General features: G+C 73.3%; 16 protein-coding genes. 9 read left to right on the forward strand and 7 right to left on the reverse strand.

The annotated features are described in order from the left end of the window. Positions 1-11: 11 nt before the first annotated feature. Entirely contained in the window at positions 12-1,223 is a 1,212-nt protein-coding gene (locus BXY45_RS06745) for a PP2C family protein-serine/threonine phosphatase (protein WP_146211114.1), read from the reverse strand. 44 nt (positions 1,224-1,267) lie between these two features. Continuing rightward, complete coding sequence (locus BXY45_RS06750; RefSeq protein WP_109773563.1) at positions 1,268-1,774, reverse strand: VOC family protein; 507 nt, start codon at positions 1,772-1,774, stop codon at positions 1,268-1,270. A 109-nt stretch (positions 1,775-1,883) separates the two neighbouring features. Here BXY45_RS06750 and BXY45_RS06755 point away from each other — a divergent pair, with 109 nt between their 5' ends. Beyond that, complete coding sequence (locus BXY45_RS06755) at positions 1,884-2,828, forward strand: NAD-dependent protein deacetylase (RefSeq protein ID WP_245961675.1); 945 nt, start codon at positions 1,884-1,886, stop codon at positions 2,826-2,828. A gap of 433 nt (positions 2,829-3,261) precedes the next feature. Here the strand turns inward: BXY45_RS06755 and BXY45_RS06760 are convergent, their stop codons facing one another. Continuing rightward, positions 3,262-5,433 carry an acyl-CoA dehydrogenase family protein gene (locus tag BXY45_RS06760; RefSeq protein ID WP_109773564.1) on the reverse strand — a complete coding sequence of 724 codons (2,172 nt, stop codon included), beginning with the start codon at positions 5,431-5,433 and terminating at the stop codon, positions 3,262-3,264. Then, on the reverse strand, positions 5,430-6,296 hold the full coding sequence (locus tag BXY45_RS06765) for a TetR/AcrR family transcriptional regulator (RefSeq protein ID WP_211319293.1): 867 nt from the start codon (positions 6,294-6,296) through the stop codon (positions 5,430-5,432). Before BXY45_RS06765 ends, BXY45_RS06760 begins: the two co-directional genes overlap by 4 nt. Positions 6,297-6,375: 79 nt before the next feature. On the opposite strand from BXY45_RS06765, the gene BXY45_RS06770 reads away from it, so the two are divergent. The 4 genes from BXY45_RS06770 (at position 6,376) to BXY45_RS06785 (ending at position 11,756) form a co-directional block, all read left to right on the forward strand. Continuing rightward, positions 6,376-7,797 (forward strand): acetyl-CoA C-acetyltransferase, encoded by a 1,422-nt coding sequence (locus BXY45_RS06770; RefSeq protein WP_245961676.1) that lies wholly within the window; start codon positions 6,376-6,378, stop codon positions 7,795-7,797. Beyond that, positions 7,797-9,194 carry a 3-oxoacyl-ACP reductase gene (locus tag BXY45_RS06775; RefSeq protein ID WP_109773629.1) on the forward strand — a complete coding sequence of 466 codons (1,398 nt, stop codon included), beginning with the start codon at positions 7,797-7,799 and terminating at the stop codon, positions 9,192-9,194. Before BXY45_RS06770 ends, BXY45_RS06775 begins: the two co-directional genes overlap by 1 nt. Beyond that, complete coding sequence (locus tag BXY45_RS06780; protein WP_109773566.1) at positions 9,191-10,153, forward strand: MaoC/PaaZ C-terminal domain-containing protein; 963 nt, start codon at positions 9,191-9,193, stop codon at positions 10,151-10,153. Before BXY45_RS06775 ends, BXY45_RS06780 begins: the two co-directional genes overlap by 4 nt. Before the next feature lie 331 nt (positions 10,154-10,484). Then, on the forward strand, positions 10,485-11,756 hold the full coding sequence (locus tag BXY45_RS06785; RefSeq protein WP_109773567.1) for an IS110 family RNA-guided transposase: 1,272 nt from the start codon (positions 10,485-10,487) through the stop codon (positions 11,754-11,756). Between the two features lie 86 nt (positions 11,757-11,842). Here BXY45_RS06785 and BXY45_RS06790 read toward each other — a convergent pair whose 3' ends face one another. After that, positions 11,843-12,058 carry a hypervirulence associated TUDOR domain-containing protein gene (locus tag BXY45_RS06790; protein WP_109773568.1) on the reverse strand — a complete coding sequence of 72 codons (216 nt, stop codon included), beginning with the start codon at positions 12,056-12,058 and terminating at the stop codon, positions 11,843-11,845. 162 nt (positions 12,059-12,220) lie between these two features. Between BXY45_RS06790 and fdhA the strand changes: the two genes are divergently transcribed. After that, the gene (gene fdhA, locus BXY45_RS06795; RefSeq protein WP_109773631.1) at positions 12,221-13,435 is read left to right on the forward strand and encodes a formaldehyde dehydrogenase, glutathione-independent; all 1,215 of its coding nucleotides are present in this window, start codon (positions 12,221-12,223) and stop codon (positions 13,433-13,435) included. Between the two features lie 93 nt (positions 13,436-13,528). On the opposite strand, the gene BXY45_RS06800 is transcribed toward fdhA, so the two are convergent. Next, complete coding sequence (locus BXY45_RS06800) at positions 13,529-13,999, reverse strand: PPOX class F420-dependent oxidoreductase (protein WP_211319294.1); 471 nt, start codon at positions 13,997-13,999, stop codon at positions 13,529-13,531. Positions 14,000-14,100: 101 nt separating this feature from the next. Here BXY45_RS06800 and BXY45_RS06805 point away from each other — a divergent pair, with 101 nt between their 5' ends. The 3 genes from BXY45_RS06805 (at position 14,101) to BXY45_RS06815 (ending at position 16,951) form a co-directional block, all read left to right on the forward strand. Beyond that, positions 14,101-15,492 carry an MFS transporter gene (locus BXY45_RS06805; protein WP_211319295.1) on the forward strand — a complete coding sequence of 464 codons (1,392 nt, stop codon included), beginning with the start codon at positions 14,101-14,103 and terminating at the stop codon, positions 15,490-15,492. Between the two features lie 100 nt (positions 15,493-15,592). Further along, on the forward strand, positions 15,593-16,447 hold the full coding sequence (locus BXY45_RS06810; RefSeq protein WP_109773570.1) for a DNA-formamidopyrimidine glycosylase family protein: 855 nt from the start codon (positions 15,593-15,595) through the stop codon (positions 16,445-16,447). A 21-nt stretch (positions 16,448-16,468) separates the two neighbouring features. Next, positions 16,469-16,951 (forward strand): phosphoribosyltransferase family protein, encoded by a 483-nt coding sequence (locus BXY45_RS06815; RefSeq protein ID WP_109773571.1) that lies wholly within the window; start codon positions 16,469-16,471, stop codon positions 16,949-16,951. Here the strand turns inward: BXY45_RS06815 and BXY45_RS24485 are convergent. After that, positions 16,935-19,751: a diguanylate cyclase gene (locus BXY45_RS24485; RefSeq protein ID WP_146211115.1), complete on the reverse strand. Its 2,817-nt coding sequence runs from the start codon at positions 19,749-19,751 to the stop codon at positions 16,935-16,937. The genes BXY45_RS06815 and BXY45_RS24485 overlap by 17 nt on opposite strands. Positions 19,752-19,756 lie beyond the last annotated feature (5 nt).

Consider the following 19,756-nt stretch of genomic DNA (forward strand, 5'->3'; position numbering starts at 1 on the left):
CGAGCGGGCTTTCAGGAGCCTGACGTGCGCACGGCGAGCACGGCGACGTCGTCGTCGCGGTGGCCGTGCAGCAGGTCCGGCAGGAGCGTGTCGAGGAGGTCGTCGAGCGGGCGGTGCCCTTCGCGTTCCAGCTCGCCGAGCAGCGCCGCGGTTCCGGCGGCGAGGTCGGCCTCGCGGCGCTCGACGAGGCCGTCGGTGTGCAGCAGCAGCGTCGCGCCCGGCGGCAGCGTGCAACGGTGGTCGTGGCGGGGAGAGCCCGGCAGGACGCCGACCATGAGGTCCGGCTCCGGCCCTGAACCCGATGCTGGGCTGTCCGGGGTGAGCACGCAGGCGCGCAGCGCGCCTGACGGACCGGGCGCGAGCAGCACCGGCGGCGGGTGCCCGGCGCTGCTCCAGGTGAGGCGCATCGGCCGGCCGCCGTCGTCGTCGTCCTCCTCCTCGATCCCTGGGGCCCTGTCGATCCGGGCGACCACCACGGTGGCCATGACGTCCAGCCCTAGCCGGTCGAGGGCGGTCTCGGTGCGCGCGATGATCTGCGACGGCTCCTGCCCGCCCTCGACCGCGTAGGCGCGCAGCACCGCCCGGACCTGACCCATCGAGGCGGCCGCGCGGATGTCATGGCCCATGACGTCACCGATGACGAGCGTGGTGGCGCCCGAGGCGTCGACCAGGGCGTCGTACCAGTCGCCGCCGACCTGATCACCCGAGCTCGCCGGGGTGTAGCGGCTGACCAGCTGCAGCCCCCGCGGCTGCGGCAGGTGCGTGAGCATCGCCGACTGGAGGGTGCGGGCGGCCTGGCGGCGGTCCTGCAGCTGCGCCAGGTGCGAGCGGCGGACCCCCGCCACCGCGGCTGCGACCGCCGTCGACACGGCCACCACCGTGCAGCTGATGAGCGTCGTCAGGGGAGGCGTGCCGTCGACCAGGCACGTCCACAGCGCGGTCGTCACGGCCAGCACCCCGACCAGCAGCACGTGCCAGCGCGCGCCGCCGATGGCGGTCAGGGTGGGCGCCAGGGCGAACGTGCCCCCGAGGTTGGCCGCGCCCGGGTCACCGCTGATCTCACCGGAGACGAGGTCGGTGACGGCGAGCCCCGCGCACGCGGCCAGACCGAGCCACAGCCACCGCGTGGTCGGCCGCAGGAGCACATGGTCGTCGGTGTCGACCGTGGCGCCGCCGGTCACCAGCGACGCGCCGGTGCCGCCGTCTCCGACCCGTTCGTCCACGACCCCCACCCTGCCGCACCGGGCTGGGAGTGCGGGGACGGTCGCTACTGGGAAGACGAGGACGACGACGGCGACGCTGCGGCCACGGCGCGCTCCAGCCCCGCCACGTCGATCCTCTGCATCGTCATCATCGACTGCATGGCCGCACGCGCTCGGTCGGCGTCGGGATCGGCCATGAGCTCGGACAGGCGCTTCGGCACGACCTGCCAGGAGAAGCCCCACGGGTCCTTGAGCCAGCCGCACTGGCTCTCGGCGCCGCCACCGGCGATCAGCCCGTCCCAGTAGTGGTCGGTCTCGGCCTGGTCGGTGGTGTGCACCTGGATGCTCACCGCCTCGTTGGGCGTGAAGGCCGGCCCGCCGTTGAGCCCGAGGAAGCGCCTGCCGTCGAGGGTGAACTCCACGGTGAGCACCGCCCCCTCCGGGGTGCTGGGGTTGTCGGCGGGGGAGCGCACGACGGCGTCGACCGAGCTGTTCGGGAACAGCTCCACGTAGCGGCGGGCGGCCTCCTCGGCCGCTCCGTCGAACCACAGGCACGTCACCATCTCGGGCATCTGTCTCGTCCTTCCTCGCGATGTCTGCTGCTGGGGGTCTGCTGCTGGGTGCTGGCGTGATGACCGCGCGGACGCGCAGGACTCATCGGTGCTGGCTTAGCGTGCTCCGGTGAGCGAGGTTCCCGCCGGATCGGTCGACGAGCTGGTCGCGCTGCTGGCCTCCGCCCGCGGTTCGGGGCGTGGGGTGATGGCGCTGACGGGGGCGGGAATGTCGACGGCGTCGGGCATCCCCGACTACCGCGGCCCCACCGGCTCGCAGCGCAAGGGCTCGCCGATGCGGTACGAGGAGTTCCTCCACGACATCGAGGGCCGCCGCCGCTACTGGGCCCGCTCCTACGTCGGCTGGTGGCAGATCGCGACGGCGCAGCCGAACGCCGCGCACACGGCCCTCGCCGAGCTGCAGCGGTCCGGCGCGGTGGGGGCGCTCGTGACGCAGAACGTCGACGGGCTGCACCAGGCCGCAGGCAGCGAGCGGGTGCTGGAGCTGCACGGGACGCTCGCCCGCGTGGTGTGCCTGGACTGCGGGGCGGTAGTGCCTCGGGTGCAGATGGACCGGCGGCTGCGGGCCGCGAACCCCGGCTTCGCGGAGGCCGCGGAGTCCGTCGCGGATTCGCTGCGGGTGAACCCCGACGGCGACGTCGACCTCCCCGAAGACCTCGTGGCCTCGTTCGTGGTGGTGCCGTGCCCGGTGTGCGAGGTCGGCACGCTCAAGCCCGACGTCGTCTACTTCGGCGAACCTGTCCCGAAGGACCGCGTGGAGCGGGCGTTCGACCTGCTGGAGCTCGCGCCCGCGCTGCTGGTGCTCGGGTCGTCGCTGACGGTGATGAGCGGGTACCGCTTCGTACGCGCTGCGGTGCGGCGGGGCCAGCCGGTGGCGGTGGTCACGGACGGCGTCACCCGCGCCGACGACGACGGCGTCCTCAAAGTGGCCGCCCCGGTGCAGGAGCTGCTCCCGCAGCTGGTCGCCGAGCTCGCCAACCTCGACAACGACGACGACGGCGCCAGCGCCCGTGCCTCCGCCAACGCTCCTTCGGGCGCCGCAGCACGTGTCTGACCTACCGAGCCGCGACGATCACGCGAGTCCGCGCCACCTGCGCGCCACCTCGTCGCTGAGCTGCGACGAGTTGGCCCCTTGGGTGCTGAGTTGGCCCCATCCGCCCCGTCCATGGGGCGATCTGCGCACGCAAGGGGCCACCTGAGCAGCCATGGGGCCGACTCGGTAATGCCCAGGCGTGTGGCAGCACCTCGCTGAGCCGCAAACCTGTTCCAGCCTCACCGAAGAACCGCTCACCGTGTCGCTACGTCGCCGTGGATGGTGCCTCCTTGCCGCAGATGCCGGAATCGGGGGCTCGTTCCGACATCTGGAGCAGGAAGGCGCCCCTTCGGACGAGAAGGCGCCCCATCAGGAGTCCTGATGGGGCGCCTTCTCGCTCCAGGGGGCGCACGTCCGCGCGATGGGGCGCGAGCCCGCCGGACGGGCAGCGGCGTCAGCTGGCGATGTGCGCGCCCAGCCAGCCCTCCGGCAGCCCGAACGCGTCGACCACGCGCAGCGCGTGCGGCCGCACCTGCGCGCACAGCGCGTTCACCGCGGTGGTGAGCTCGCGGCTGCGCCCGGCGGTGATGAGCCCGCGCTCGAGGTACCAGGCGCGGTCGGCCTCGATGAGCGTGAGCACGTGCAGGTCGAGCAGTCGCGAGAGCAGCACCTTGGCCAATTCGTCGTCGGCGCGGGAGATCGCCGCGTCGGCCGTGCGTGCCACCCACGCGTCGAGGTGCGTGCGAGCGGCCAGCACGAGGTGGTCCTGCACCTCGTTCATCACGCTGAAGCCACTCGCCCCGGTCTGCGCCCGCTTGCGCATCCGCAGCGCGAGGCTCTCCAGCGTGCGGCGCTCGCGGTGCTCGAGCATCCGCAGCTGCCAGGTCCTGTCGAAGAGCTCCGGGTCGGCGTCGTCGGCGGCGCCACCGCCAACGCTCGAGCCGGCAGCCCCGGACTTGGCCGAGCCGCGCTGCCGCAGCGCGCTGATGTCCGTGACCACCTCACCGACGAAGCCGGCGACGGCGCGGGCGGGCGTGCGGCCGGCGTACGCGTCGACCAGCGACGTCGTCACGGCCTTCGCCTGGCCGATCTTCCCGGCGCCCTTGAGGGCGTCGCGGTGCTCCGAGAGCAGGTGCTTGGCCAGCAGCTGCAGGAGCACGGTGTTGTCGCCCTCGAAGGTGGTGAAGACGTCGGTGTCGCCCTTGAGCTGCGCGATCCGGTTCTCGGAGAGGAACCCGGAGCCGCCGCACGCCTCGCGCGCCTCCTGCAGGGAGCGGGTGGCGTGCCAGGTGAGCAGCGCCTTCATGCCTGCGGCCTTGGCCTCGAGCGCCTTCTGCGGGCCGGGCGTCGGCGCGGCGCCCAGCAGCACGGGGTTGGTGACGCGGTGCAACTCGGCGACGACGTCGTCCTGCGCCAGCGCGTACACGGCCGAGGACGCGAGCAGCGGCAGCAGCCGGCGCTGGTGGGTGCGGTAGTCGAGGAGGGTGACCTCCTCGGCCACCCCGTCTCGCATCTCCCCCCCGGCCTTGGGGAACTGCTGGCGCCGCTCGGCGTACGTCACGGCGATGGCCAGGCCGGTCTTCGCGGCGGCCAGCGCGGCGGCACCGATGCACACGCGGCCCTTGACCAGCGCGCCGAGCGTGGTGAAAAAACGGGCGTTGGCATTGGAGATCGACGACGTGTACGTGCCGTCCTGCGCCACCTGGCCGTACCGGTCGAGGAGGTTCTCCCGCGGCACGCGGACGTGGTCGAACATGATCCGGCCGTTGTCGACGCCGTTCAGGCCCATCTTGCGGCCGCAGTCGCTCAGGGTGACGCCCGGCAGGGCGTTCCCGGCCTCGTCACGGATGGGCACGAGGACGGCGTGCACGCCGTGCCGCTCGCCCTTGGTCACCAGCTGGGCGTAGACGACGGCCATGCGGGCGTCGCGCGCGGCGTTGCCGATGTAGTCCTTGCGGGCCTCGGGGCCGGGCGAGTGGACGACGAACTCGCCCGTGGCCTCGTCGTAGGTGGCGGTGGTGCGCAGGTTGGCGACGTCGGAGCCGTGCCCGGTCTCCGTCATCGCGAAGCAGCCGAGCAGGTCGAGTTCGACGGCGTCGCGCAGGTACTTCTCGTGGTGCTTGGCGGTGCCGAGCGCCTGGATGGACCCGGCGAACAGGCCCCACTGCACGCCGGCCTTGATGGTCAGCGACAGGTCCGTGTGGCCGAGCATCTCGAAGTTCACCGTCTGCGCGCCGACACTGTCGCCCCCGAGGCCGCCGGTGGCGCTGGCCGCGAAGCCGTACCGGTGCTCGCCGGTGGCGACGATCTCCCGCAGACGGTCCAGCGTGACCGTGCGGTGCTCCTCGGTGGAGAGGTGGTCGGTGGGCTGGCACCACGCTGCGGGGAGGGTGGCGCGGGCCCGGTCTCGCACGGCGGCCCAGCGGCCGTCGAGCACCTTCTGGACGGCGCGCGGGTCTGCGGCGAGCTGAGCCGGGTCGACGGGCCACACGTGGCCGGCGGCGCCTTCGCGCTGGCCGTCGAGGCGGCTCGGGGAGCCGTCGGAGGACTCGACGACGCCAGCGGCAACGTCAGCGGCGTCAGCAGCGGCGGCGTTGGTGCTGCTTTCGGCAGTGGGGGTGCTCATGGCGTCTCCTCCAGGTGGTGCTGGACCGCCGGGTCGGGGCGGTCGGTCTTCAGGGTGGTGTCCTCGGCCGTGTCGGGGCCCGCCGCGGTGGTTCTCGAGGACGACGACGGCGCGGTCAGCGGAGCGCGGGACAACCCGCCCCAGGCCAGCGCGGTGAGCTGCCCGGCGAGGACGTCGGCGGGGGTGCGTCGGCCGCCCTCGGGGACGGGTGTGCTCATCCAGTGGTCGGCGGCGGCGCGGACCATGCCCACCAGGCCGTGGGCCCACGGCTCGGCCGTCGCGGCGTCGAGGCCGGCGGCGCGGAGCTGGCGGGTGATGGCGCGGGCGAACTCCGCGCTGACGGCCTGCGTCAGACCGGCCAGCGGGTCCGAGGCCGCGCCGGAAGCGGCAGCGGCACCGGTACCTGACAAGCCGGAGGCGTTGGCCATCGCACCGGCGCCGCGGGTGACGAACCAGTAGACGTCGGGGTCGTGCTCGACCAGGCGGAGGTAGGTGGCGATGACGGCACCGAGCGCAGCGCGGGGGCGGGTGTGCTCGGCGGCGGCCGCCGCGAGGTCGCGCAGGATGCGCTGGCTCACCCGCTCTGCGACGGCGAGGTAGAGCTGCTCCTTGTCGGCGAAGTGCCGGTAGAGCGCCGTCTTGCTCGTGCCTGCGGCCGCGGCGATCTCGTCGACCCCCACGCCGGGGCCGTGCTGGGTGATGGCTCGTAGCGCGGCCTGGACCAGTTCTTCGCGGCGGGCGCGGCGGTGCGCTTCCCAGCGGGTGCTGCGGCCGTCCTGCGACACCTGCTGAGCAGGTGCCTGGAGAGGGCGAGCGGCGGGCGCGTCAGTCTCCGGGACCGGCGTCATCGCAGCGGGACTCACGGACCGAGCGTAACTCGGTACACGCAGTACCCGCTACCTGGAGTACCGGATAGAGCAGCCCTGCGGGTACCGTCGTCGGGTGGCCACCTCCACTGCTCCTCCCCACGCCTCCTCCGGACAACCGAGAGGGGGGCCAGGAGCACCGCGGGAAGCGCTGCGCGATGTCGAGGCGCTGCGGGATGTCGTCGTCGTCGCCGCCGACCGCACCCCCTTTTCCCGTGCCGGCCGCGCCTACGCGCGCGCCTCCAGTCAGGACCTCCTCGCCGCGGCGCTCGACGGTCTGACGGCCCGCACCGGCCTGGCGGGCGAGCGCCTCGGCACCGTCGTCGCCGGATCCGTGCTGCGGCACAGCACCGACCTCAACCTCACCCGCGAGGCGCTGCTGTCCAGCGCGCTCGCGCCCACCACCCCCACCACCGATCTGGCCATGGCCTGCGCCACGGGCCTGGAGGCCGCGGTCATCGTGGCCAACGCCATCCGCGTCGGGCAGATCGACTCCGGCATCGCCGGGGGCGCCGACTCCGCCAGCGACGCGCCCCTCGTCGTCGGCGACGACCTGCGCCGCACCCTCCTGGCCGCCCGCGCTGCACGCTCAGCCACCCAGCGCCTCAAGGCGCTCGCGGGCCTGCGGCCCAGCGCCGTCCGCATCGAGGCGCCCCGCAACGCCGAACCGCGCACCGGCCTGTCGATGGGCGAGCACGCCGCGCTGACCGCCGCCGCCTGGGGCATCAGCCGCGAAGCGCAGGACGAGCTCGCAGCCCACAGCCACCACGCCCTCGCCGCCGCGTGGGACGGGGGCTTCTTCGACGACCTCGTCACCACCTACCTGGGGTTGCGTCGCGACGACGTCCTGCGGCCGTCCACGACTGTCGAGGCCCTGGCTGCTCTCAAGCCCGTCTTCGGGCGCGACCTGCCTGCCGACCAGCCTGGTGCCGCCAGCATGACGGCGGGCAACTCCACGCCGCTCACCGACGGCGCCGCCGTTGTCCTGCTGGCCAGTCGTGCGTGGGCGCAGGAGCGCTCGCTGCCGGTGCTGGCGCGCATGGTCGACGCGGAGGCGGCCGCCGTCGACTTCGTCACCGGTACCGACGGGCTGCTCACCGCCCCCGTGTACGCCATGCCGCGCCTGCTCGATCGGATCGGCTGGACGCTGCAGGACGCCGACGTCCTGGAGATCCACGAGGCGTTCGCCTCCACCGTGCTCGCGACCCTCGCGGCGTGGGAGTCCGAGGAGTTCTGCCGCGAGCGCCTCGGCCGCCCGGCCCTTGGCGCGGTCGACAGGGCCCGTCTCAACCCCGTCGGCTCCTCGCTGGCCACCGGCCACCCGTTCGCGGCGACCGGTGGGCGCGTGCTCGCCACCGCGGCCAAGCAGCTGCACCGGCTCGCGACCTCCCGGGGTGCCGACGACGACGACGCGACGCCCGATCGCAAGCCCAGGGCGCTCATCTCCGTGTGCGCCGCGGGCGGGCAGGGCGTGGTCATGGCGCTGGAGGCGGCGTGATGGCGCCCGCGACTCGTCCACGAGACCTCTACGCCGAGCTCGTCCGCACCGGTCCCGGGGCCGCACTGGCACGGAAGGCGGGCTTGCCACGCCCGGCGCTCCTGCGGCGCTTCGAGGCGGGGGCGCCGCTGCTGGTAGGGCCGGCGCTCGTGCTTACCGTGGGGTCCGGGGCGTCGGCGTTCCGCACGCGCGAAGCGGGAGGTGCGCTCGCGTCGCTGCTGACGCGCGCCGGCGCCGACGTGCAGCTGGAGCTCGCCGAGCAGGGGCAGCGCCTGGGCGCCGTCGTCGTCGATGCCACCGGTGCCACTGACGTCGGCGACCTCGCCGCTCTCGGTCTCGCCCTCGGCCCGGCCGTGCGCCGGCTCGCGCCCAGCAGCCGCGTGATCCTCGTGGGCCGGACCCCGGGAGACGACGACGTCGAGGCCGCTGCCGTCCAGCAGGGCCTGGAGGGCATCACCCGCACGGTTGGCAAGGAGCTGCGCGCAGGCGCCACCGCCAACCTGCTGCGCCTGTCGTCCGGTGCCGGGGCGGCCGAGCTCGCCGGGCCGCTGGCCTTCGTCGCGTCGCCGCGGTCGGCGTTCGTCGACGGGCAGGTCATCGAGGTGGCTCGGTCGGCTCACGACGACGACGCTCGCGACGCCCTCAGCAGGTCGGAGCGTCCGCTGGAGGGCGCCGTCGCTGTCGTCACCGGAGCTGCGCGCGGCATCGGTCGCGCCACCGCGCAGGTGCTCGCCCGGCAGGGCGCGCACGTCGTCGTCGTCGACGTCCCCGCCGCCAGCGGTGACCTCGCCCGCACCGCCAACGGGGTCCGCGGTGAGGCGCTCGCGCTCGACGTGACGGCCGGCGACGCGCCCGCGCGGCTGGCCGAGCACCTGGGGCGGCGCCTCGGCGAGCGGCGGCTCGTCGTCGTCCACAACGCTGGCATCACCCGCGACCGGCTGCTGGTCAACCTCGACGCCGCCCGCTGGGAGTCCGTGCTGGCGGTCAACCTCGCGGCGCCGCTGCGGCTCACCGAGGCGCTGGTCGAGGCGGATCTGCTCGGGGGCGGCGCGCGGGTTGTTGGCGTCTCCTCGACGTCGGGGCTGGCGGGCAACCGCGGGCAAGCCAACTACGCGGCGTCCAAGGCCGGGGTGGCCGGGATGGTCCGGGCGCTCGCGCCACGGCTCGCCGAGCTCGGAGGCACGGCCAATGCCGTGGCGCCGGGTTTCATCGAGACGGAGATGACGGCCAAGATCCCGCCGGTGCTGCGCCAGCTCGGGCGCCGCACGGCGAGCCTGCAGCAGGGCGGGCTGCCGGTCGACGTCGCCGAAACCGTCGCGTGGCTCGCCGAACCCGCAAGCGTGGGCGTCACCGGCCAGGTGGTCCGGGTCTGCGGCCAGGCGCTGGTGGGCGCATGAGCGCCGACGAGGCGGCCCGGAGCGCGCGGCTGGCTCCTGTCTACGCGCGGGCGGTGCTGTCCGCGCGGCGCAAGGGGACGGCGGTCCGGGCGGCCGCTGCGGCGGGGGAACCGCTGGTGCTGCCGAGCGGGGCGGACGGGCGGCCCGCCGTCGTCGTGCATCCGGGTGTGGCGGTGGGGGCTGGTCGTGCGGCGGCGCTCGCGCGTGCCACGGGGGTGCCGCTGCGACCCGTGCTGCCGGTGGTGGGGCCGCACCTGCTGGCGTTCGCCGCGCAGCTCGAGCTGCTGTCAGCGGAGGACTTCCCGTTGCCGCTGCCCGGTCTGGTGCACGTGACGCAGGTGGTGCGCGCCAGCCGGCCGCTGGGTGTGGGGGAGCGCGTGGACGTGAAGGTGGTCGCGCGCGGGCCGCTGCCGCACGCCAAGGGCGCCGTCGTCGAGTTGATGTCGACGCTGACCAGCGGTGGCGATGCTGGCGAGGTGGTCTGGGAGGGCGTGAGCGGCTACCTCGCCCGTGGCGCCACGGTGCCGGAGGGGCAGGCCGCCCATGACCTCTCGCTGCCCGAACCGGCAACGAGGGCGGCGGCCCGCTGGCGCGTCCCCGCTGACGCGGGCCGGAGGTACGCGACGGTGAGCGGGGATGTGAACCCCATCCATCTGTCGAGGCTGGCCGCGAGGGCGTTCGGATTCCGCGGGGCGATCGCTCACGGCATGTGGACGCTGGCCCGAGCCGTCGGGCAGGTTGAGCCGCAGCTGGCAGCGGCCACCGCAGGGCCGGGCGGGGTCGAGGTGCGGGCGCGGTGGGGCTCGCCGCTGCTGCTGGGCTCGCGCGCGGTGCTGTGCGTGGAGCCGTACGACGCCGAGGGGGCGGAGGGCGGCTGGTCGCTCGCGGTGCGCTCGGGGACGCCGCTGCCGGGTGAGCGGGTGCACCTCACCGCGACCGCCTCCCCCCTTCATTCGTGATCATGGACTCTGTGCATATCACCGACCGTGATCATGGGCGGTTGGCCACCCGCGAGGTGGCGGACTGGGGGCACCTCCCGCTAATGGGGTTGTACCGCGGTGGTGAGTCACCCTGGTACCTGAGCCGCCAGCAGGTGAGCACTTCCTCCCGCGGGTCGTGGAAGACCTTCCGCAAGAGCGTGCCCCAGCTGGTCGGTGAGGTGGTCTGCAGGGCTGGTGGGATGTCGTGCCACGCTCCGGCGTCGAGCACTGATCCATTAGGGCGCTCCGGGCTTCCTCCAGGCTCAGCATCAGAACTGGTCAGACAGCACAACGGGGGCGGTGATGGTCGATGTTGTTCATCGGCGATGACTGGGCAGAGGACCACCACGACATCGAGGTTGTCGACCCTGACGGACACCGGTTAGCGCGACGGCGCCTGCCAGAGGGGGTCAACGGCATCGCCACCTTGCACGCGATCGTCGCCCAGCACCTGGCACAGCCCGACGGCGACGGCGCTGGCGCTGGCGCTCTGGACGCGAGCCAGGTGGTGATCGGCATCGAAACCGACCGCGGGCCGTGGGTTCAGGCGCTGATCGCCGCCGGCTACCAGGTGTATGCGATCAACCCCTTGCAAGCAGCTCGCTACCGCGAACGACACACCACCTCAGGGGCCAAGAGCGATCCCGGGGACGCACACGCCCTGGCTGAGCTGGTCCGCCTGGACCGCGCCCACCACCGCCCCGTCGCCGGTGACAGCGCCCTGGCCCAGGCCGTGAAGGTCCTCACCCGGGCACACCAGTCGATGATCTGGTCCCGCCAGCAGCACGTGAACACCCTGCGTTCGACGTTGCGGGAGTTCTACCCCGGTGCGCTGGCCGCCTTCAGCGAGGAAGGTGAGGGCTTGGTCGGCATCGAGGCCGCTGCAGTGCTCGCGGCAGCCCCCACACCCACCGCAGGACGCGCACTCACCCAAACCAAGATCGAGGAGTTGCTGCGCAGCGCCGGACGGCAACGCTACGTGGCCGTGTGCGCCTTACGCATCCACACCGGTCTGCGCAGCCCGCAGCTGCCCGCACGCGAGGGCCTGGAGGTCGCCTACGGGGCCAGCGTGAGCGCTCTGGTCGCGGTCATCACCGAGCTGACCCGTCAGATCAGTGCCCTCGCCGAGCAGGTGAACGCCCATTTTGGCCAGCACCCGGACGCTGAGATCTACCTCAGCCAGCCAGGCCTGGGGCCGGTCCTGGCCCCCCGGGTGCTCGCCGAGTTCGGAGACGACCCCCACCGCTACGCGACGGTGAAGTCTCGTCGCAACTACGCCGGCACCTCACCGATCACCCGCGCCTCGGGCAAGAGCCGCGCCGTCCTGGCCCGCCACGTGCGCAACAAGCATCTGGCCGACGCGCTGTACGGCCAAGCCCTCAGCGCACTGACCGCCTCCCCAGGAGCGCGCGCCTACTACGACGAACGACGCGCCAAAGGCGCCACCCACCACCAGGGCCTACGCGCGCTCGGCAACAGGCTCGTCGGGATCCAGCAGGGCTGCCTACGCCACCACCAGCTCTACGACGAGAACACCGCCTGGGTCAGCAACCGCCCCGACCAACAACCGGCCGCCGCTTGACAGTTAGAGCCGTGGGATGTCTTGCGGGGGACCATGATCACGGCCTGAGAGTGCTTTGGAAGTCCATGATCACGAGAAGGGGGGTGTCAGGCCTTGTCGAGGGCATCGGGCTTGTGTACGGCTTCCTTGCCGGTCTTGTCGCTCTTCACGAGGTACTGCGGGTCGTCGTCGCTGGCGCGCACCTGACGGCCCGCGGCCTTCGTGTCATCCGTGATCTTCTTCTCGACCGTCCCCTCGACGGTGGTGCCGTGGGACGACCACTCGACGTCGTCGCCCTTGCGGAAGGTCTGCTCGTCAGCCATGGGAACCTCCTGCCCCGCAGACGCCGATCCATGCTGATGTACCTCTGATGCATCAGGCGCTACCCCGGTGTTGATCGATCGGAGCGGTGCGCCTACGGTTTGAGCTACCGGGACGTCGGCGTCAGCGGTGACGCGGGTGCCCGGCTCACTTCGGGAGCGTGCATGAGCAGCAACCGGGCAGTGGCCTACAACGGACACGGTGTCGACGTCATCGACATCGACTACCCCACCTTCGAGCTCAAGGACGGGCCGGGAGTCAACCCCGCCAACGTCGGCCGTCCCGTGCGGCACGGCGTCATCCTCAAGACGGTCTCCACCAACATCTGTGGCTCCGACCAGCACATGGTCCGCGGCCGCACCACTGCGCCCGAGGGTCTGGTGCTGGGCCACGAGATCACCGGTGAGGTGGTCGAGGTCGGACCTGACGTCGAGTTCATCAAGCAGGGCGACCTCGTGTCGGTGCCCTTCAACATCGCCTGCGGTCGCTGTCGCAACTGCAAGGAGCGCAAGACCGGCATCTGCCTCAACGTCAACCCCGACCGGCCCGGCTCGGCGTACGGCTACGTCGACATGGGCGGTTGGGTCGGCGGTCAGGCCGAGTACGTGCTCGTGCCCTACGCCGACTGGAACCTGCTGAAGTTCCCCGACAAGGACCAGGCGATGGAGAAGATCCTCGACCTGACCATGCTGTCCGACATCTTCCCGACCGGCTTCCACGGCTGTGTCACCGCGGGCGTCGGTGTCGGGAGCACCGTCTACATCGCCGGCGCCGGCCCCGTAGGCCTGGCGGCAGCCGCCGGTGCCCAGCTGCTGGGTGCCGCCGTCGTCATCGTCGGTGACCTCAACGAAGACCGCCTTGCGCAGGCCCGCAGCTTCGGCTGCGAGACGGTCGACGTGAGCAAGGGAGACCCGAAGGACCAGATCGAGCAGATCCTCGGCGTCCCCGAGGTCGACTGCGGCGTCGACGCCGTGGGCTTCGAGGCCCGCGGCCACGGCTCCGGTGCGCATCAGGAGGCCCCGGCCACGGTGCTCAATTCCCTCATGGAGCTGACGACGGCGGGCGGCGCGCTCGGCATCCCCGGCCTGTACGTGACGGGTGACCCGGGCGGTGTGGACGAGGCCGCCAAGCGCGGTGCGCTCTCCCTCGACCTCGGCACCGGCTGGGCGAAGTCGCTGTCGTTCACCACCGGCCAGTGCCCGGTGATGAAGTACCACCGCGGCCTGATGATGGCGATCCTGCACGACCGGGTGCAGATCGCGAAGGCCGTCAACGCCACGCCGATCGGGCTGGACGAGGCGCCGCAGGGCTACGCCGACTTCGACAAGGGCGCAGCCAAGAAGTACGTGCTCGACCCGCACGGCGTCATCAAGCGCTGACCCCGCCGCCGGGCGCCGACCCGCCGTGATCATGGGCGTCCGCCACCCCGCGAGGGTGGCGGACGCCCATGATCACGCTCCGGGGTGAGGGGATCAGCTGCCGGGCTCCAGTGGGTGGATGCGCAGCGCCACCTGCTCCGGAGGCGTCTTGCCGCGCTTGCGCGCAGCGGCTGCCCCGGCGCGCTGCCCACCGAGCAGGAGCCGCCCGAGCAGCGGGTGCTTGATCTGCACCAGCAGGCGCAGCCGGCGGACCACGGCCGGGTCGACCACCACCTCCGCGAGCGCCTCGAGCTCGCTCTCGCCCGGTATCGGCGTGCCGCGACGGTCGCAGGGCACCAGGAGGACCCGGCCGTTGTGGCGGAGCCGCTTGACCTTGCCCGCCTGCGCGCCGGTGATGACCAGCAGGTCTCCGTCGCGCCCTCCGAGCGCGGACCTGTCGGCGACCACCCACACCGGCGTCGGCACCGGGGTGCCGTTGCGGCGGAAGGTGGTGAGGCGGACGTAGGTCTGCCTGCTCAGCGCGATGAGCGCCGCGGAGTCGGCGGCTTCGGCGTGGGTGGCCACAGCGGCAGCGTAGGACTGGGAGAATGGCGGCGGGACGACAGCGCAGCCGACCCAGCCACCGCAGACCCACCCCACAGCACCGACCGGAGGCCGCGCTCGCCGTGGACGCACCCCATCACGCCCCGACGCCGTCCGAGTCGTCCTCTGCCGCAACCCCCGCCCCCTCTGGGGGCCTGACGGCACGGCCGGGGCCGGCGCTGCTGGCGCTGGCCATCGGCGCCTTCGCCATCGGCTCCACCGAGTTCCTCATGATGGGCCTGCTGCCGCAGGTGGCCTCCGACCTGCAGGTCTCCGTGCCCGCCGTGGGCTACGCCATCTCGGCGTACGCGCTCGGCGTCGTCGCCGGGGCCCCCACCCTCACGGCCCTGTCCACGCGCTACCCCCACCAGCGGGTGCTCGCCGGCCTGATGGTCCTGTTCGTGCTGGGGCACGTCGTGACCGCCGTGGCGCCCGGCTACGACGGCCTGATCGTGGGGCGCTTCGTCACGGGGCTGTCGCACGGCTCGTTCTTCGGGGTGGCCGCGGTCGTCGCGACCCGCCTCGCGGCGCCCGGCAAGGCAGCCTCCGCCATCGGTCGTGTCTTCACCGGCCTGACGGCGGCGCAGGTGCTCGGGGTACCCGTCGGCACACTGCTCGGCCAGCAGCTCGGGTGGCGTTGGGCCTTCGCGACGATCGGTCTGCTGGGCGTCGCCACGGTGATCGCCGTGCTGCGGTGGGTCCCGCTGCGCCGAGACACCGCCACGCCGCTGCGCCAGGAGATGGCTGACCTCGTCCGCCCGCAGGTGCTGCTGACCCTCGCTGCCACCGCGATCGGCACCGGTGGCCTCTTCGCCGTGTACAGCTACGTCGCGCCGATCCTCACCGATCTCGCAGGGTTCTCCGCCGGCGCGGTGGCGTGGGTGCTCGTCGTCTACGGCTGCGGCACGGTCGCCGGGACGCTGCTCGGAGGGCGCGCGGCCGACAGGTTCCCCGAGGGATCCGTGGTGCTGGGCCTGCTCGGCCTGGGGTTGGCGTGCCTGCTCCTGCTGGCGTTGTCGGGTTCGAAGGCCGGGGCACTCGTGGCGTTGGTGATCTTCGCCGTGATCGCCTTCTTCGTCGGCCCGACCCTCATCAACCGGACCATCGCGGTGGCACCCGGCTCCGGTCTCATGGCCTCGGCCTTCAACCAGGCCGCGTTCAACGCGGCCAACGCCCTCGGTGCCGCCGCCGGCGCGCAGGTGCTGACTGCGGGCTTCGGGCTGCGCGCCACGATGGTGGTCGGCGCGGGACTTGCCGTCTCCGGTTCCGCGGTGGCGCTGGTGGCCGTGCTGCTGCAGCGGCGTGCCTCGCAGCGGGCCGCGAGCGGGGGGTCGTCGGGCTCCGTGACGGGTCGCCACCACGAGGTCGAGCACGAGCCGTCGCTGGTCCTCGAGGCGCTGCGCCTGGCGGGGGAGGCAGGCGCCACCTCGTGCGTGGCTGCCGTCCGTCTCACGGACCGCGACCCCCGCGCCTGAGGGCACTCACGCGCGTCCGGCACCGGGCTGGCACCGGACGGCACCGGACGGTGATGACCGCGGGCTCGCCGAGCCGCTCGCGGCGGGCGAGGATCGTGGCGTGCCGGAGGGAGACACTGTCGCGCTGCTCGCGCGCCGGATGCGGCCGCTGCTGGAGGGCCGCACCCTCGTCCACGGCCGGCTGAACGTCCCCGCGCACGCCACCGCCGACCTGGCCGGCGCCCGCGTGCTCGGACTCGCGACGCACGGCAAGCACCTGCTGACTCGCTTCGACCTCGACGGCGAGGCCCTCACCCTCCATACCCACCTGCGCATGGACGGCGAGTGGGCGCTGCTCGGCCCGGGCAGGCGGCTGCCTGCGCGGATGACCCCCGACGTGCGCGTGCTCCTCGTCACCGCCGAGCAGCGCACCGCCGCCGGTCTGCGGATGCCCGTCGTGGAGCTGCTGCGCACCGTCGACGAGCACCGCGCCGTCGGTCACCTCGGGCCCGACCTCCTCGACCTCGCACTCGACGTCCCCGCGGCCGCGGCTCGTCTGGCCCGCGACCCGAGCCGTCCGCTCGCCGCGGCGCTGCTCGACCAGCGTCTCGTGGCCGGGCTGGGCAACCTGTGGGTCAACGAGCTGTGCTTCCTCACGGGCCGCAGCCCGTGGACGCCGATCGGAGAGCTGGGGGACGACGGCGTGCGTCGTCTCGTGCAGCGGGCAGCCCGGGCGCTGCGCGCCTCCGCCAGCGGTGTCACCAGCTACCAGGTGACCACCGGCAACACCCGCCCCGGTCAGGAGCACTGGGTGGCCGGGCGAGTCGGGAAGGCGTGCCGGCGCTGCGGCACCCGCATCGAGATGGTCCCCGAGGTGGCCGGTGTCCCCGAGGACGACGACGCGGCCGCCGGCGTCCGCCGTCGCACCTGGTGGTGCCCCCACTGCCAACCCGGGCCCTCGCCCCGGCAGCCCTAGGCTGGCCCAGTGACTGGCTCTGTGACGAGTGACGTGCGTGAGGTGCTGACCTGGGAGCTGTTCGGGACGGCGGTGCGCGAGCTCGCGCAGCAGGTCGCCGACAGCGGGTACGAGCCCGAGGTGGTGCTCGCCATCGCCCGCGGAGGCCTCGTGCCGGGCGGCGCCCTCGCGTACGCGCTCGGCGTGAAGAACACGGCGGTGATGAACGTGGAGTTCTACACCGGCGTCGACGAGCGCCTACCCGTTCCCGTGGTGCTGCCGCCGGTGCTGCAGGCCGTGGACATCGCCGGGTCCCGGGTGCTCGTCGTCGACGACGTCGCCGACTCCGGCCGCACGCTGCGCATGGTGCTCGACTTCTGCGCCGGCCACGTCAGCGAGGTCAGGTCTGCGGTGATCTACGACAAGCCCCGCTCCATCGTGCAGTGCGAGTACGTGTGGAAGCGCACCGACCGCTGGATCGACTTCTGCTGGTCCGCCCAGGGGCCCGTCACGCCTGCAGGCTGACCCTGTCGGTGCCGGGGCCGACGTCCGGGGAGACGTCGGGCGCGACATCGGGGGAGACGTCGGCGGATACGTCGGGCGCGCTGCGCTTCCTGCCCACGAAGGGACCGCGCACTGCGGCGGCGCCGCTGCTGCGCGCCTCCTCGAGCTGCTCGGGGGTGCAGATCCCGTCGACCACGAGCCCCAGGCCCAGCGTCCCCACCGCCAGCCGCAGCAGCTCGGTGGTCCGCTCCTCGTGAGGGCTCTGGCTCGCCTGCACCCAGACCTCGTCCACGGGGAGGCGCGGCAGGTCGCGCACCGGGGTCGCCCCGGTGCCGGTCACGGCGACCCGCACTCCCGCGGCCCGCAGCACCGCGCATGACCGGATCCCCTCGGTGCACCCGCTGACCCCGTCTTCCGGGGCCACGAGTGTGAGGGAAGCGGCCGGCAGCCCGCGCAGCGCGAGCAGGCCGATCACGCGGTCCGCGAGGTCGGGGTCGGCCAGGCAGGCGGCGGCGAGCTCGACGACGACGCCCGGCCGTCCCCGATCGCAGTCGGAGGTCCAGCGAGCGGCCGTCGAGGCAGCCGCATCGAGCACCCAGTAGCTGAGCTCTCGGGCCAGGCCGGACTCCTGAGCCGCACGGAACAGGTCCGATCCCTGCAGGACCTGCTCCGGGGACCGCTGCCAGCGCGGCAGCGCGTGCCACCTGACGGTCGAGCACCCTGTCGGGTCCGTCGTCGGGCTGGTCGTCGGGCTGGTCGTCGGGCTGGTCGTCGGGCCGGTGGGTGAGGGCAGGACGACGGCGGCGACGGGCTTCCACTCCAGCTCCACCACCTGCTCGCGCAGCGCCCTGGACAGCTGGCGCGTCAAGGCCTCGCGGTCGTCTTCCTCGACGCGCAGCAGCTCGTCGTGGACCACGACGCGGCCCCGCCCGAGGTGCTTCGCCCGGTAGACCGCCGCGTCGGCGTCCGCGATCAGCGACTCCGCCGAAGCGGCGGGGTCGCTGCCGTGCGCCACCCCCACGCTCGCGCCCACCACCAGCTCCGGCCCACCATCGCCGTAGAGCACCGGCTGCTGCACCTCGAGCACGATGCGCTGGGCCGCCAGCTCGGCCTCCGCGGTCGTGACGCCGTTCAGGACGACGACGAACTCGTCGCCCCCGAGGCGCGCCGCCAGGTCGTCGGGGCGGATCACGCGGCGTAGACGCTCGGCCACGGTCGTCAGCACGTGGTCTCCGGCGGCGTGCCCGTGGCGGTCGTTGATCGCCTTGAAGCCGTCGAGGTCCACGAAGAGCACGGACACGCCCCGCGCGGGTGCGCCGTCGCCACCGCACTGTTCGGGGTCCTCGGTCGTCTGCCCGGTCGTCTGCCCAGTCGTCTGCTCGCTCGTCTGGTCGGCTGACTGGTTGGTCGTCTGCTCGGCCAGGGCGTCGGTGAGGTCGGCGATGACCGCCGCGCGGTTGGGGAGCCCGGTGAGCGGGTCGTGGGTGGCACGGTGCAGCAGCTCGGCGCGCAGCGCGTCACGGGCCTCGACGGCGCGCACCACCTCCTCGATGGAGGCCTGCAGCACGGCACCCAGGCGGCCGGGCACGGCGGGCATGTGCAGGGCACGGGCCGGATCTCCGCTCGCGAGGGCTTCCGCCTGCTCGCGCACGCGATACAGCCCCGCGGCGGTGTTCTCCAGCGCCTGACCGGCTGCTCGGACCTCCCGGGGCCCTCGCGCCGCGGCCGTGACGGCTTCGCCCTCCATGACGCGCTTCGCCGCAGCGCCCAGGTCCCGCAGCGCGTGGCTCAGTCGGCGTCCCACCCACACCGTCACCAGCGCCGAGAGCACCAGCGCCAGTGCCGCGGTGCCGACGGTGGCCACGAGCGTCCGCTGAGCCGCGACCGCGGCCTCGTCAGCCGCCGCCTTTGCTTCGGCGGAGGCCTCGATCAGCAGGCGGCCCAGTCGCTGCTCGCGGGTCTTGCTGGCCGGTTGGGTGGCCAGCAGCTCGCGCGTGGCGTCCTGCATCGAGTCGGCGCCGGTCACCACCGTGAGGAGGGCCATGGACGGGTCAGCCCACTGCGTCGCGCTGACCGAGGCTGACCAGAGAGCCCGCAGGGCGGGGCTCGACAGCCGTCCCCCGCGGTTGGACAGGTCCCAGTAGCTTCCCACGGCGCCCTGCAGCTGCTGGAAGGCTGACTTGCGGTCCAGCGGACTCGCTGAGACCGCCGTGAGCGCCAGCGGCAGTTGCCGGCTCGCCTGAGCGTTGATGTCGAGGACCTGCTGGACGTCAGCCACTGCTGCGCCCAGTCGCGACAGCGTCGAGGCCGAAGCGGCGTCCTGGGCGGCCTGCTGCTCAGCGTCGACCAGCGTGGACGACAGCATCACGTATTGGGCGGAGATCCATCCGTAGCGCGCCGCGCCGCGGTCGACGTCCTGGCGGGCCCCCTCCAGCGACGTTCGCGCCGCCCGCAGGGCGGCCACGGCCTCCGGCTGGTCGACGGCCTCGAACGCCTGGTCGGTCGCTGCGCGCGCTTGCGGCAGCGTCATGCTCGTGGGCTCGATGCCGGGGACCGTGACGCCGGGTTGTGGGGCGGCCGCGGTCCCGCCGTCGGCGAGCTGGGCCATGGTCCACAGCATCTCGTGGTCGACGGAGCGGCGGACACCGTCGATCTGCGAGGCGGCGACCAGGTGCTGGCTGGCCTCCCGGGCACTGGCGACGTCGTGGGCACGGGCGACGACGGCGTTGACGGCGATGGTCGTCATGGCGACCAGGGGCACGACGAGGAGCACCGCGAGGTGCTCCCAGACCGGCCTGCCGGGTCGTCCACCGTTTCCCACGACGT

This window comes from Quadrisphaera granulorum, assembly GCF_003149145.1.
In the GTDB taxonomy this organism is placed as follows: domain Bacteria; phylum Actinomycetota; class Actinomycetes; order Actinomycetales; family Quadrisphaeraceae; genus Quadrisphaera; species Quadrisphaera granulorum.

What these genes read in the sequence shown, in the direction of transcription:
- BXY45_RS06750 (WP_109773563.1), bottom strand. Translation starts at nt 1,774, where the DNA reads ATGCCCGAGATGGTGACGTGCCTGTGGTTCGACGGAGCGGCCGAGGAG.
- BXY45_RS06760 (WP_109773564.1), bottom strand. Translation starts at nt 5,433, where the DNA reads ATGAGCACCCCCACTGCCGAAAGCAGCACCAACGCCGCCGCTGCTGAC.
- BXY45_RS06775 (WP_109773629.1), top strand. Translation starts at nt 7,797, where the DNA reads ATGGCGCCCGCGACTCGTCCACGAGACCTCTACGCCGAGCTCGTCCGC.
- BXY45_RS06780 (WP_109773566.1), top strand. Translation starts at nt 9,191, where the DNA reads ATGAGCGCCGACGAGGCGGCCCGGAGCGCGCGGCTGGCTCCTGTCTAC.
- BXY45_RS06785 (WP_109773567.1), top strand. Translation starts at nt 10,485, where the DNA reads ATGTTGTTCATCGGCGATGACTGGGCAGAGGACCACCACGACATCGAG.
- BXY45_RS06790 (WP_109773568.1), bottom strand. Translation starts at nt 12,058, where the DNA reads ATGGCTGACGAGCAGACCTTCCGCAAGGGCGACGACGTCGAGTGGTCG.
- fdhA (WP_109773631.1), top strand. Translation starts at nt 12,221, where the DNA reads ATGAGCAGCAACCGGGCAGTGGCCTACAACGGACACGGTGTCGACGTC.